The organism is Pseudoxanthomonas sp. CF125, from assembly GCF_900104085.1.
GTDB lineage: Bacteria > Pseudomonadota > Gammaproteobacteria > Xanthomonadales > Xanthomonadaceae > Pseudoxanthomonas_A.
Map to the genome: position 1 here is coordinate 245,001 of NZ_FNLD01000003.1, position 12,657 is coordinate 257,657.

A 12,657-nucleotide genomic window follows, 5' to 3' on the forward strand; every position below is an offset into this window, starting at 1 on the left:
TCAACGCCACCGAGTCGTAGCCCTGGACCAGCGGATAGAGGAATTCATGGATGGCGATGGACTGCTGGGCGGCATAGCGCTTGGCGAAGTCGTCGCGCTCCAACATGCGCGCCACGGTGTGCTGGCCCGCCAGCTTGATCAGATCGGCGGCCGACATCTGCCCGAACCATTCGGAATTGAAGCGCAGCTCGGTCTTTTCCCGGTCCAGCACCTTGAACACCTGATCTGCGTAGGTGCGGGCGTTGGCCTCGACGTCTTCGCGGGTCAGCGGCTTGCGGGTGACGTTCTTGCCGCTGGGGTCGCCGATCATGCCGGTGAAGTCGCCAATCAGGAAAATCGCCTGGTGACCCAGGTCCTGGAACTGGCGCATCTTGTTCAGCAGCACGGTGTGGCCGATGTGCAGATCCGGGGCGGTGGGGTCGAACCCGGCTTTGATGCGCAAGGGCCGGCCCAGCTTGAGTCTGGCTTCCAGTTCCTCGCGCTTGAGGATTTCGTCGGCGCCGCGGCCGATCAGTTCGAGTGCTGCTGCATGTGGCAAGAGAGGGCTTCCGATTAATGAACAGGCGCGAGGGCCTGCTGACAAAGGTGAATCTAAAGTTAAACCAAAGTTAATCGTGACGCCAGTCAAAAAAGTCAATTGACTCAAGGGTTTGACGCAGACAATTCGCGTGATTATGGTACCCCGATTGGACTCGCCGTCTTGGGTCCGGGGGAAGTCGATAGATGCACACTCACGGTGACGGCCCCGGCCGCAATCAGCGTTTCAAAGAACGCTTGGAAATACTTCGCGACTCGGCTTTGCATCATCAAGTGAGAGAGCACCTTTCGGCAAGGCGCTGGACGCGGCGGCAGTGGATCCACGCCAGCCTGTTCACCGCTATCGGCGTCATGGTCGCCACCATCGTGCCGGGCTTCTCCACTGTCGTGCAGACTCCGGCGGCCGCTCCGCATGCGGTGCTTGCGCTGGACCTGCCCGAGCTCTCCAAGGAGCGGCAGGAAGGCACCGCCGGCGACAGCTGGCAGATCGTCAAGGTCAGGCCGGGGCAGACCCTGGGTTCGCTGTTCAAGGAACTGGGCATTCCCCGCGAGACCATGCAGCGCATTCTCAAGAACGCCGACGCCAAAGCCACGCTGACCAAACTCAAGCCCGGCACGGAGCTGGCTTTCGACCTTCCCGTCAGCGGCAGCCTGCGCACGCTGCGCTACGACCGCGACGCCGACCATCGCGTCGAGCTGTCGCTGGCCGGCGATACCCTGAAGGAAAAAGTGGTGGCGCGCGAAAGCACCACCCGCACTGTCGTGCTCAGCGGCAAAGTGGGGCGCTCGCTCAACCGTTCGGCGCGCAAGGCCGGGCTGACTTCGGCCAATATCAACTCGCTGACCGACGAGATCTTCAAGTACGACATCGACTTCGATTCGGACCTGGACGCAGACGACCGCTTCAGCGTGGTGGTCGACCAGACTTGGCGCGAAGGCGAACTCATCAGCACCAGTCCGGTGCTTGCCGCCACCTTCACCGTCGACGGCAAGCTGCATTCGGGCTTCCGCTTTTCGCGTCCGAACAGCAAGCCCGAGTACTTCACCGCGCAGGGCCGGCCGCTGAAGAAGACCTTCATCCGCATGCCGATTCCCTACGCGCGCCTCAGCTCCAAGTTCGGCGCGCGCAAACATCCGGTGCTGGGCACCATGCGCATGCACAAGGGCGTGGATTACGCCGCCTCCACCGGTACGCCGATCATGGCCGCGGGCGATTCGCGGGTGGAATTCATCGGCTGGCAGCGCGGCTACGGCAACGTGGTGATTCTCAACCACGGCCGCGGCTACACCACCCTTTACGGACACATGTCGCGTACCGCCAAGCTGCGCAGGGGCCAGTCGGTTCCGCAAGGCACGGTGATCGGCTACGTGGGCTCCACCGGCCTGGCCACCGGCCCGCACCTGCATTACGAATTCCGCGTCAACGGCGTGCACCGCAATCCGCTGTCCATCACCATGCCGCCGCCGGAACCGCTGGCGGGCGCGCAACTGGCTGCATACCGCACCTACACGGCCAACGCGCTGGCCCGCATCCGCACGGTGGAAAACATCATCTACGCCGATGTGGAGCCGACACCGGCCGCGGCCAAACCGGTGATGGTCGCAGCGAAGCCGAAAGCCACTGCGAAGAAAGGCTGATGGGAATCTTGATTGGCGATTTCCGCCGATCATGATAATGCGGCAGTGCTCTCCAAACGACGCGTAAACCCGTAACCGTTCGTGGTGAGCTTGTCGAACCACGCTGTTCGCGGGAATCAGGATCGCCTCGAATGGGATGCCCATGCCAAGAGCGTGGTTCGACAAGCTCACCACGAACGGGAATCTAGACGGACTCACCATGAGCCAACCCCCTGGACCGGGAGTTCGTGCAAACTTGCGGAGTCTTCCTGGCCACTCTCACTCCATGTCCTCACCCGATCTCTATCTGGGTCTCATTTCCGGCACCAGCGCCGATGGCATCGATGCGGCGCTGGTCCGTTTCGAGCCGCACTGCGAACTGGTGTTCGGCCGTACCTATCCCTGGGACGAAACGCTGCGCGCGCGTCTGATCGCGCTGGGGCAAGGCGGCGAAGCGACTTCTCTGGACGAGCTGGGCGAGCTGGACACCACCTTGGCCCGCGCCTTCGCCGATGCGGCGACGCAGGCGATCGCCGATTCGGGAACCGACCGGAACCAGGTGCGCGCGATCGGTTCGCACGGGCAGACGGTGCGCCACCGGCCCGAGTCGTCCGCGGCCTTCACCTGGCAGATGGGCGACGGCAATGTCATCGCCGAACGCAGCGGCATTACCACCGTCGCCGATTTCCGCCGTCGCGATGTGGCGGCCGGCGGCCACGGCGCGCCGCTGATGCCTGCCTTTCACGCGGCGATGCTGCGCTCGCCGGACGAAGATCGGGCGGTGCTGAATCTGGGCGGCATCGCCAATTTCACCCTGCTGCCGCGCGCCGGCGAAGTCCGCGGCTTCGATACGGGCCCGGCCAACGCGCTGATGGATGCCTGGTACGAGCGCCATACCGGCCAGGCCTTCGATGCCGGCGGCGCATTCGCCGCCAGCGGCACGGTCGATACGGGCTTGCTGACACAGTTGCTGGAAGATCCCTGGTTCGCGCTGCCGCCGCCGAAGAGCACGGGGCGGGAACAGTTCCACCTTCGCTGGGTCGAATCGCAGTTGGGTGCCGTGACGGTATCGCCCGCGAATGTGCAGGCGACCTTGCTTGAGCTGAGCGCGATCACCATAGCGGACGCATTGCGCGCCACCCAACCCGGCACGGCACGCGTGCTGGGGTGCGGCGGCGGTGTGCGCAACGCGGCGCTGATGGCGCGGATCTCGGCGAATCTACCCGGTGTGGTGGTGGAGTCCACTGCGGCGCATGGGCTGGACCCAGACTACGTGGAAGCGATGGGCTTCGCCTGGCTGGCGCGGGAAACGCTGGCCGGACGGCCGGGCAATCTGCCCAGCGTCACCGGAGCGAAAGGCCCCCGGATACTGGGAACGGTCTATCCAGCCTGACGTAGGTCGGGGCTACGCCCCCGACGCACGCGAACCCGGAAAGAATTCGCGAATCTGATGGCACGGATTCCCGGACACATTATGTCGGCCACGCAGAGCCTGCCCCGTACTTGATACGGGAGCCGACCTACTAGAATCCGTGTCCCTGCGGTACGTCTTTTAAAGCGGTGATGGCGGCCGACAGCACGTCCACTTCACGGTCGTTGAAGCCGCTGCGCACTTCGGCCTCGGTGGCGAACAGGCCCTGTTCCAGCAGGTGGAACAAGGTGTCGTGCATGTTCCAGCCGCGCGCCTCGGCCACGCGGCGGATGCGGTCGGCCAGAACCGGGTCTATGTCCTTCATCACGATGTCGGTCATGTCGCTCTTTGGGACCCCGTCCCGCCATCCTCCGGCCCATATTTACGCGTGACCAGACGAATGCACAACAGCAGGGCCGGAATGCCTATCACGGCCGTCCCCACAAAAAACAAGGAATAAGCCTGCAGCAAGGTGCGTCCCGTCTCGAGATGCTCCACCGCCACGCCCGAGAATCCCTTGAATACCTTGCCAAGCAACGCATAGAACGAGCTCAACAACGCGTATTGGGTTGCGGTATAGCCCACGCTGGTCAGGCTGGACATGTAGCCCACCAGTGCCACACCAGCGAATCCGTTGCAGAAGTTATCGATAACCATCGCAGCAGTGAATACGCCGGCGTCGGCGCCGTGCAGGGCGAGGTAGGCGAAAGCCAGATTGGAGCCTGGACCAAGCACTGCGCCAGCCAGCAGCGTGGGAACGAAGCCGAAGCGCACCGCGCACAGTCCCGCCACCGCGATGCCGACGATGGTCGCGATCAATCCGACCGAGCCGCGCACCGCACCGACGGTTTCCTTGGCGATGCCGAGGTCGGCGTAGAACGGATTAGCCATCGGCCCCATCACGAAGTCGGGCAGGCGATACAGGCTGATCGTCAGCAGCATCAGCAGCGCCCAGCTGCCGTGCTGGCGGAAGAACGCCAGGAACGGCCCGATCACCGCATCGAACAAACCCTGCGGAGTGAACAGCGCCGGATGCGGCGTTGTCGCCGCCATCACCGTCGCCACCGGTTCGCGCGCCAACAGCGTGGCGACGACGCCAACGCCCAGCAGCAGCGCCATCACTTGATACGAGAGCGACCACCCTATGCTGGCGGCGAAGATAAGAATCAGCGAATCGGTGACCAGCAGCGCACCGCGATAGCCCAGCGTCGAGGTCGAAGTCAGCAGGCCCTGCTGCTCATTGCTATCGGCGCTTTCGATGCGCCAAGCGTCGATCACGATGTCCTGTGTGGATGAAGAGAACGCCACAATCAGCGCCAAAATTCCGAACACCACCAACTGGTCGAGCGCAAAGCCGGCGAGCATGAGCTGCCCTTCGACCGGTTGCACCAGGGCCATGCCGATCAAACCGGCGGCGGCGACAAGTTGCGAAAGCAGCATCCAGCCGCGGCGGCGCCCCAGCCAGCGGCCCAGTAGCGGCGCATCGAGCTTGTCGACCAGCGGCGCCCACAGGAATTTCAGCGAGTAAGCCAGACCCACCCACGACAGGAAACCGATGGTGGACAGCTCAATACCGTTCTCCCGCATCCAGAAGCCCAGCGTGTTGCCTACCAGGTAGATCGGGATGCCCGAGCTGAAGCCCAGTAACAACATCACCAGCACTTTGGGCTGGCGCAGGTTGATCAGGACTTGCCGCCAGCCCGGATGCTTGGGTTTCGTAGTGACTTCGCTCACAGCGCGTAGTCCACAATAAACGGCGCATGATCGGAGAATCGCGTGGCGTTGTAGATCGAGCACGCCTTCAGCTTCTCGCGCAACGACGGCGTGACGATCTGGTAGTCGATGCGCCAACCCACATTGTTGGCGCGCGCAGCGCCGCGATTGCTCCACCAGGTGTAGTCCTGGCCTTCGGCATGCAGCGCGCGGTAGGCGTCGACCCAGCCGCGGCTTCCGTCGGGGTTGCTGTCGATGCACAGGCCGTTGAGCCAGTCGCGCTCGGCCGGCAGGCAGCCGGAGTTCTTCTGGTTCGAGGTCCAGTTCTTGATGTCCAGCCGCGAGCGCACGATGTTCCAGTCGCCGCACAGCACGTAATCGCGCCCGCTGTTGCGCCACTCCTCCAGGATCGGCGCCAGCCAGTCCATGACCTTGAACTTGAAGCCCTGGCGCAGCTCGCCCGAAGAGCCCGACGGAATATAGAAAGACACCACGCTCAGATTGCCGAAGCGCGCCTCCAGGTAACGTCCTTCCTCGTCGAACTCCTCCCAGCCCAGCGCGGTGCGGATTTCATCCGGTTCGCGCTTGCTGTAGATCGCCACGCCGCTGTAGCCCTTCTTGGTGCTGGCGTCGCGGAACCAGGCCTTGTAGCCCTTGGGCAGGAATTCTTCGTTCAAGCCAGCGGGGCCGGCCAGCTGATGCTCCTGGGCCTTGGTCTCCTGTACGCACAACACATCGGCCTTCTGCGCCGCGAACCAATCGAAGAAACCCTTGCTGGCCGCCGAGCGCAACCCATTGGCGTTGAAACTGATGATTCTCATTAAAACGGTTGCCCGCAGATCAAAACCGGATTGTGCCCGAACTGCGCCCATCCGGTGGCCGGGCGCGGCAGCGATGGGCTAGGCTTGCAGGCATTCCACCGCAGAACACGCACATCAGAGCACGCACATGAGCGATCACAGAAGCCGCTTCCTGCAATTGGCCCTGCATTCCCAGGCCCTGCGCTTCGGCGAATTCACCCTGAAATCCGGACGTCTCAGCCCGTATTTCTTCAATGCGGGCCGTTTCGACAGCGGCGCCAAGCTGGCGGACCTGGCTGCCTGTTATGCCGACGCGGTGGAAGCGTCAGGCGTGCACTTCGACCTGCTGTTCGGCCCGGCCTACAAAGGCATTCCGCTGGCGACGGCGCTGGCCTGCGAATTCGCGCGCCGCGGCCGCGATCTGCCGGTGGCCTTCAATCGCAAGGAAGCCAAGGCCCACGGCGAGGGCGGCATGCTGATCGGCGCGCCGCTGGAAGACCGGCAGGTGCTGATCGTCGATGACGTGATCACCGCCGGGACGGCGATCCGCGAAGCCCTGGCGATGATCCAGGCCGGCGGCGGCCGCGTGGCCGGAATAGTGGTAGCGCTGGACCGGCAGGAAGTGCTGGGCGAGATTGCCGAGGCCGGCGCGGCGCGGCGTTCGGCTGCACAATCGGTGGCGGCGGAAACGGGGGCGCCCGTGATTGCGGTCGCAAACCTGCACGACCTGCTTGCTTTCGCCGGCGAAAGCGCTGAACTTGTATCCCACCGCGACCGCCTGCTCGCCTACCGTGCCAGCTATGGCAGCAGCGCGTCCGATTAAGGCTTGGGGGCCTGCGACGATGCCGAAACGCAAATTACTGCTGCTAGCCCTGTGCGCGGCGCTGGCGCCTTTGGCCATGGCACAAAAGGCCGAGGGTCCCGCCAAGAAACTCTATTGCTGGAACGAGAACGGCCAGCGCGTGTGCAGCGATGCGCTGCCGGCCGAGGCGGTCAACCGTGCGCGCGAAGAGATCAGCGCACGCAGCGGGCTGCGCACGGGTGGCGTGGACCGCGCGATGACCGAGGAAGAACGCGCGCTGGCGGCCTCGGACGAACAGCAACGCCAGGTCGACCAGGCCGCCGCCGACACCCGCCGGCGCACCGAGCAGGCCCTGCTGTCGTCCTACCAGAGCGAGGAAGAACTGCGCCGCGTGTTCAACGAGCGCACCGGCATCGTCGACAACAGCATTCGGACCGCACGCTACAACGTGACCAGCCTGCGCGAGGGTCTGGTCAGCCTGCTGCGGACCGCCAGCGACCAGGAACTGGCGGGCAAGCCGGTGGCGCCGAAGATCGCCGACAGCATCGGCAGCCGCCATCGCGAGCTTCAGCGGCAACGGCTGCTGCAGGCCAGCTTCGAGCGCCAACGCGTGGAACTGGATACGGAAATCGCCGATATCCTGCGCCGTTACCGGGAATTGAAAGGCACCCAAGCCGTGGCTGCGGACCCAGCGGCGACTGTTGCCAGCGCTCCCGCAAAATAGACGTTGCAAGCGTGGGAGCGGCGTCCCGCCGCGAGCTTCTGACTTTGCTCGACTACCTGAGCTAAAAGCTCGCGGCGGGACGCCGCTCCCACATAATTTCAACTAGCAATTAGAACGTTGCAGTGATTTCCGGCGCCACTTTCGACAGATGCGCGCGGAATTCGTCCTTGATGCGGGCCAGCGCTTCCTTGTTGTCGGCCTCGAAACGCAGCACCAGGATCGGCGTGGTGTTTGACGCGCGCACCAGCCCCCAGCCGTCTTCCCAGTCGGCGCGCAGGCCATCGATGGTGGTCAGGCGCGCGCCCTCGAACTGCGCGCTGGCGACGAACCGCGCCACGACCTCATGCGGACTGCCGGACACCGGCACCTTGATCTCCGGCGTGGACAGCGCGTTGGGCAACGCGTTGAGCACTTCGCTGGGCGTCTCGGCACGGGCGGCGAGGATTTCCAGCAATCGCGCGGCCGAATACAGGCCGTCGTCGAATCCGTACCAGCGTTCCTGGAAGAAGAAGTGCCCGCTCATCTCGCCGGCCAGCTCTGCGCCGGTTTCGCGCATCTTGGCCTTGATCAGCGAGTGCCCGGTCTGCCACATCAGCGGCGTGCCGCCATGGCTCAGGATCCAGCCCTGCAGCTTGCCGGTGCACTTGACGTCGTAAATGACCAGCGCGCCCGGGTTGCGCTCCAGCACGTCTGCGGCGAACAGCATCAGCAAGCGGTCCGGGAAGATGATCTCGCCTTCCTTGGTCACCACGCCCAACCGGTCGCCGTCGCCATCGAACGCCAGGCCGAGGTCCGCATCGAAGCGCTTCACGGTCTGGATCAGATCTTCCAGATTGTGCGGTTCGCTGGGATCGGGATGGTGGTTGGGGAAGGTGCCGTCCACTTCGCAATACAGCGGGATGACCTCGGCGCCGATGGCTTCCAGCAAGCGTGGGGCGATATCGCCGGCCACGCCGTTGCCGGCATCGACGACGACTTTGAGCGGGCGATCCATCTGCACGTCGTCGGCGATGCGTTGCACGTAGTCGTTGTCCACTTCGCGCTGCTGCAGCGTGCCGGGCGTGGCGGCCTGGTGCAGGCGGTTTTCGCTGATGCGCGTATACAAATCGGTGATGGCGTCGCCGGACAAGGTCTGTCCGCCGACCACGATCTTGAAGCCGTTGTAATCCGGCGGATTGTGGCTGCCGGTGACCGCCACGCTGCTGCCGGTGCGCAGGTGGTAAGCGGCGAAATAGGCGACCGGCGTGGGCGCCATGCCGATGTCGATCACGTTGCGGCCGGCCTTGCGCAGCCCCTCGATCAAGCCCGCGGAAAGCTCGGGACCGGACAAACGCCCGTCGCGGCCAACCACTATGTCGGTCAGTCCCTGCTCTTCCAGCACGGTGCCGATGGCCTGGCCGATGCGTTCGGCCACCTCCACGCTCAGCGTTTCTCCCACCACGCCGCGGATGTCGTAGGCGCGGAAAATGCCGGGGTCGATTTCGATGTGCTTGTTGTTGCTGGTGGTCACTGCATCTGGGTCCTTGTCGGGAGCGGTCTGCCGGGCCGGCGTGCTTGGCAACGGCTCGCGTTGCAGGGCCTGGACCAACGTGGGCTCGTTGTCGTCGGCAGCGCCGGCGTGCTTGGCACGCGGGTTCAAATTCAACCTGCCACGCGCGACCAGCAGCATCAATACTGCCAGCACTCCGCTTAACGCTGCCGCGACCAGACTGGGAATCGCGCCCAGGCCCAGAGGGCCTTCCGTACCATCCGGCGTGGCCGCGACCACCCGCATGCCGGTTTCCCCTATCGGCCGGGCCAGACTCTCGGCTCCGCCGGTCAGATTGCGGTCGCCGGCTTCGCTTATGGTGTAGTCGCCTTGCCTTATCGCGACATAGGCCTGCGTCGGAACCGCTGCCTGATCCAGGCTGCCGGTCAGCAAAGTCAGCGGGACCACCAGGTAGGCGACTCCATCGCCGGCAGGCGCGGCCAGGCCGAGCTGGCTTTGCTTGCCTTCGCGTACCACGCGCGCCACCGGCTTGTTTTCGCTGAGCGCCGCTTCCAGCAGGGCCAGCTTGCTGAAGCCGAACTCCGCCGGCGCTGCATACGCAGCCTCAAGGCCGGCAGGCAATACCTGCGCAGCGCTGGCTTCTTTCCAGCCTTCGCCGATAGCCCGGGCCGCGGCCGCGCTATCGCCGGCCCGCAGCGCCGTCTGCACTGGCGCCGCGGCAACCCTGTCGGCCAGCTGCTTGAGCTGTCCAGCAAGAGTCTGCTGACTGACCGACAGCACCGAATCGCGCGCCCGCTGCAGGTCTTCTTCCAGACGCGCATCGCGCCATTGCTGCACTCCGCCCCATCCCAGCCAGAGAGCGAGTAAGGCGAACAACGCCGCCAGCATCGGCAGCGCGCGCTTCAGGTCCGCAGTCGATGATTGCGACTTGCGTGGTTTTTTCTCAGCCATGGTGTATCGCCTTTTTCAGCGGACGCCTGTGTGGCCGAAGCCCCCTTCGCCACGCGCGCTGTCCGCAAAAGTATCCACTACCTGCAAGCTTACGCGCGTGATGGGCAACACAACTAGCTGAGCGATGCGGTCGCCAGGCTGGATGGTGAAGCTTTCCTGGCTGCGGTTCCACACGCTGATCAGCAAGGGTCCTTGATAATCCGCATCGATCAGGCCGGTGCCGTTGCCCAGCACGATGCCGTGGCGGTGGCCAAGGCCCGAACGCGGCAATACCACCGCGCACAGATGCGGATCAGCCAGGTGGATCGAGATGCCGCTGGGAATCAGGGCGGTATCGCCCGGCGCCAGGGCAAGCGGCGCCTCCAGCGCGGCGCGCAGGTCCATGCCGGCGCTGGCTTCGGTGGCATAGGCCGGCAGCGGCCATTCATCGCCGAAACGCGGATCCAGCAGTTTCACCTCAATGGTTTGCAGGGAAGCGGACTTCGCGGAAGTTGGGCTCATGCGTTCAGACGCTCCACTATCAGTTCGATCAGGTCGTCGGCCAGCCTGGTTTTGGCGCCCGGGTTGAACACACGCTCGCCGTCCTGCCAATAAGCGGTCATCGCGTTCTGGTCGCTCTCGAAGCCTCCGTCGGCCACGCCGACCCGGTTGGCCACGATCAGGTCCAGGTGTTTGGCCACCAGCTTGCCGCGCGCGTAACCGGCGACGTTCTCGGTTTCGGCGGCAAAACCGACCACCAGCTTCAGCCCCTGGGTCTGCGCGGCGACCTCGGACAGGATGTCCGGCGTACGCACTAGGTCCAGCGCCAGCGATTCGTTCGACTTTTTGATCTTGTTGGCCGCCGGTGCGCGCGGCGTGTAGTCGGCTACGGCCGCCGCGCCTATGTAAATGTCGGCCGGAAACGCGGCGAACACCGCCTCACGCATCTGCGCGGCCGAACGCACGTCCACCCGCTTCACCCCCGCCGGAGTGGCCAGATGCACGGGGCCGGCGATCAGCACGACTTCGGCGCCCCGCCTTCTTGCGCTGTCGGCAACTGCAAAGCCCATCTTGCCGCTGCTGCGGTTACCCAGGTAGCGCACCGGATCCAGATCTTCATAGGTGGGCCCGGCGCTCACCACGACTTTCAGCCCTTTCAAAGCCTGGTCGATGGCCACCGCAGATTCCGCCTGCGGTGACAGCGCCGCCACGATCGCACCGGGTTCGCTCAGACGCCCGGGACCCGATTCGCCTTCGGCCAGCGGGCCGTCCTCGGGCCCGATCACCTGCACTCCGCGCGCGCGCAGGGTCGCTATATTGGCCTGCGTGGCCGGGTGGCCCCACATCCGATGGTTCATGGCCGGCGCCACCGTGATCGGTGCGGTCGTGGCCAGGCACAGGGTGGTGACCAGATCGTCGGCGAAACCGTGCGCCAGCTTGGCCAGCAGGTCGGCGGTGGCCGGGGCGATCAGGATCCGGTCGGCCCAGCGCGCCAGTTCGATATGGCCCATCGAGGCCTCGGCCGCGCTGTCCCACAGGGTGGTGCGGGTCGGGCTGCCGGACAGCGCCTGGAAGCTCAGCGGAGTGACGAAATGCTGGGCGCCCGCGGTCATCGCCACCTGCACCTGCGCCCCCGCCTCGCGCAGCCGGCGCACCAGTTCCAGTGCCTTGTAGGCGGCGATGCCGCCGCCGACGCACAGCAATACGCGCTGGCCCTTCAAGTTATCGTCCGCCACGTCGGGGAATTCCTATCGCCGTACAGGCACTTAGCTTACCCGATGCATATGCCTCGCCTTATGCCCGGCAGGCATGAGCCAAGGCAAGCTGGTCCTATGCACATACGCGACTGGCCCTTGGAAGAACGACCCCGTGAAAAGCTGCTGGCCCGCGGCGCCGGCGCACTGTCGGACGCCGAACTGCTGGCGATCTTCCTGGGTTCTGGCCTGCGCGGGCAGGATGCAGTGCAGACTTCCCGCGAACTGCTGGCCGCCCATGGCCCGCTGCGCACCCTGCTGGAAAACGACGCGACCCAGATGGCGAAACTGCCAGGCCTGGGTCCGGCCCGGGCCTGCAAATTGACGGCGGCGCTGGAGCTGGGCCACCGCCACTTGGCCGCAGCGCTGGAACGCGGCGAAGCGCTGACCGACCCCACCTCCGCCGGCCGCTATTTCGCCCAGCGCCTGCGTGGACGCGGAAGCGAGGTCTTCGCCGCCCTGTTTCTGGACACCCGCCATCGCGCGCTGGCATTCGAGGAGCTGTTCCAGGGCACGGTCGATTGCACCGAGGTGCACCCGCGCGAAATCGTGCGCCGGGCCCTGGCCCACAACGCCTCGGCTGTGATCGTCGGCCACAACCATCCCTCGGGAGATGCCGAGCCCTCTTCCGCTGATCGTGCCGTCACCGCGCGCTTGAAGCAGGCCCTGGCCTTGATGGAGGTCCGGCTGCTGGATCACTTCGTGGTGGGCGACGGGCCGCCGGTATCGCTGGCGTCGCGGGGCTGGGTGTAGGTCGGGGCAACGCCCCCGACACACGGAAATCCCGTTTCCCGCATGTCGGGGGCGTAGCCCCGACCTACGTGATTTTGCCGAGTCGGGGACGTAGCCCCGACCTACGGGCCGCGGTCGGTTAAAATCG

The 12,657-nt window shown here is 65.1% G+C and carries 12 protein-coding genes (1 of these 12 cut by a window edge); 5 read left to right on the forward strand and 7 right to left on the reverse strand.

Going from position 1 to position 12,657, the window contains the following annotated elements:
* Nucleotides 1-538 carry the beginning of a tyrosine--tRNA ligase gene (gene tyrS / locus BLR66_RS14660; protein WP_093288583.1) on the reverse strand. 671 nt of this gene lie to the left of the window's left edge, so 538 of the gene's 1,209 nt are visible here — the first part of the coding sequence; the start codon lies at nucleotides 536-538; the stop codon falls past the left edge of the window.
* A 185-nt stretch (nucleotides 539-723) separates the two neighbouring features.
* Here tyrS and BLR66_RS14665 point away from each other — a divergent pair, with 185 nt between their 5' ends.
* The gene (locus BLR66_RS14665) at nucleotides 724-2,175 is read left to right on the forward strand and encodes a M23 family metallopeptidase (protein WP_093288586.1); all 1,452 of its coding nucleotides are present in this window, start codon (nucleotides 724-726) and stop codon (nucleotides 2,173-2,175) included.
* Nucleotides 2,176-2,440: 265 nt separating this feature from the next.
* Complete coding sequence (locus BLR66_RS14670) at nucleotides 2,441-3,547, forward strand: anhydro-N-acetylmuramic acid kinase (protein ID WP_093288589.1); 1,107 nt, start codon at nucleotides 2,441-2,443, stop codon at nucleotides 3,545-3,547.
* Between the two features lie 130 nt (nucleotides 3,548-3,677).
* On the opposite strand, the gene BLR66_RS14675 is transcribed toward BLR66_RS14670, so the two are convergent.
* The 3 genes from BLR66_RS14675 to BLR66_RS14685 are packed head-to-tail and all read right to left on the reverse strand — an operon-like array spanning nucleotide 3,678 to nucleotide 6,099.
* Nucleotides 3,678-3,905: a hypothetical protein gene (locus BLR66_RS14675; RefSeq protein ID WP_093288592.1), complete on the reverse strand. Its 228-nt coding sequence runs from the start codon at nucleotides 3,903-3,905 to the stop codon at nucleotides 3,678-3,680.
* On the reverse strand, nucleotides 3,902-5,299 hold the full coding sequence (locus BLR66_RS14680) for an AmpG family muropeptide MFS transporter (protein ID WP_093288595.1): 1,398 nt from the start codon (nucleotides 5,297-5,299) through the stop codon (nucleotides 3,902-3,904). Before BLR66_RS14680 ends, BLR66_RS14675 begins: the two co-directional genes overlap by 4 nt.
* The gene (locus tag BLR66_RS14685; protein ID WP_093288599.1) at nucleotides 5,296-6,099 is read right to left on the reverse strand and encodes an exodeoxyribonuclease III; all 804 of its coding nucleotides are present in this window, start codon (nucleotides 6,097-6,099) and stop codon (nucleotides 5,296-5,298) included. Before BLR66_RS14685 ends, BLR66_RS14680 begins: the two co-directional genes overlap by 4 nt.
* Nucleotides 6,100-6,226: 127 nt before the next feature.
* On the opposite strand from BLR66_RS14685, the gene pyrE reads away from it, so the two are divergent.
* Together pyrE and BLR66_RS14695 are read left to right on the forward strand one after the other, a co-directional pair.
* A complete protein-coding gene (gene pyrE, locus BLR66_RS14690) occupies nucleotides 6,227-6,901 on the forward strand; it encodes an orotate phosphoribosyltransferase (protein ID WP_093288604.1) in 675 nt (224 codons plus the stop codon).
* Nucleotides 6,902-6,977: 76 nt separating this feature from the next.
* Entirely contained in the window at nucleotides 6,978-7,604 is a 627-nt protein-coding gene (locus BLR66_RS14695; protein ID WP_176943944.1) for a hypothetical protein, read from the forward strand.
* Between the two features lie 109 nt (nucleotides 7,605-7,713).
* On the opposite strand, the gene BLR66_RS14700 is transcribed toward BLR66_RS14695, so the two are convergent.
* From BLR66_RS14700 to coaBC, 3 genes are read right to left on the reverse strand one after another with little or no spacing between them, the layout of a single operon-like run.
* Complete coding sequence (locus BLR66_RS14700) at nucleotides 7,714-10,044, reverse strand: phosphomannomutase/phosphoglucomutase (RefSeq protein ID WP_093288613.1); 2,331 nt, start codon at nucleotides 10,042-10,044, stop codon at nucleotides 7,714-7,716.
* Nucleotides 10,045-10,059: 15 nt separating this feature from the next.
* The gene (dut, locus tag BLR66_RS14705) at nucleotides 10,060-10,545 is read right to left on the reverse strand and encodes a dUTP diphosphatase (protein ID WP_093288618.1); all 486 of its coding nucleotides are present in this window, start codon (nucleotides 10,543-10,545) and stop codon (nucleotides 10,060-10,062) included.
* Nucleotides 10,542-11,759, reverse strand: a complete 1,218-nt coding sequence (coaBC, locus tag BLR66_RS14710) for a bifunctional phosphopantothenoylcysteine decarboxylase/phosphopantothenate--cysteine ligase CoaBC (RefSeq protein ID WP_093288622.1) — start codon at nucleotides 11,757-11,759, stop codon at nucleotides 10,542-10,544. Before coaBC ends, dut begins: the two co-directional genes overlap by 4 nt.
* 96 nt (nucleotides 11,760-11,855) lie before the next feature.
* Between coaBC and radC the strand changes: the two genes are divergently transcribed.
* The gene (gene radC, locus BLR66_RS14715) at nucleotides 11,856-12,530 is read left to right on the forward strand and encodes a RadC family protein (RefSeq protein ID WP_093288627.1); all 675 of its coding nucleotides are present in this window, start codon (nucleotides 11,856-11,858) and stop codon (nucleotides 12,528-12,530) included.
* Nucleotides 12,531-12,657 lie beyond the last annotated feature (127 nt).

Excerpts from the sequence above, each read along its gene's own strand:
- BLR66_RS14665 (WP_093288586.1), top strand. The coding sequence starts at position 724 with ATGCACACTCACGGTGACGGCCCCGGCCGCAATCAGCGTTTCAAAGAA.
- BLR66_RS14670 (WP_093288589.1), top strand. The coding sequence starts at position 2,441 with ATGTCCTCACCCGATCTCTATCTGGGTCTCATTTCCGGCACCAGCGCC.
- BLR66_RS14675 (WP_093288592.1), bottom strand. The coding sequence starts at position 3,905 with ATGACCGACATCGTGATGAAGGACATAGACCCGGTTCTGGCCGACCGC.
- BLR66_RS14685 (WP_093288599.1), bottom strand. The coding sequence starts at position 6,099 with ATGAGAATCATCAGTTTCAACGCCAATGGGTTGCGCTCGGCGGCCAGC.
- pyrE (WP_093288604.1), top strand. The coding sequence starts at position 6,227 with ATGAGCGATCACAGAAGCCGCTTCCTGCAATTGGCCCTGCATTCCCAG.
- BLR66_RS14695 (WP_176943944.1), top strand. The coding sequence starts at position 6,978 with ATGGCACAAAAGGCCGAGGGTCCCGCCAAGAAACTCTATTGCTGGAAC.
- BLR66_RS14700 (WP_093288613.1), bottom strand. The coding sequence starts at position 10,044 with ATGGCTGAGAAAAAACCACGCAAGTCGCAATCATCGACTGCGGACCTG.
- dut (WP_093288618.1), bottom strand. The coding sequence starts at position 10,545 with ATGAGCCCAACTTCCGCGAAGTCCGCTTCCCTGCAAACCATTGAGGTG.
- radC (WP_093288627.1), top strand. The coding sequence starts at position 11,856 with ATGCACATACGCGACTGGCCCTTGGAAGAACGACCCCGTGAAAAGCTG.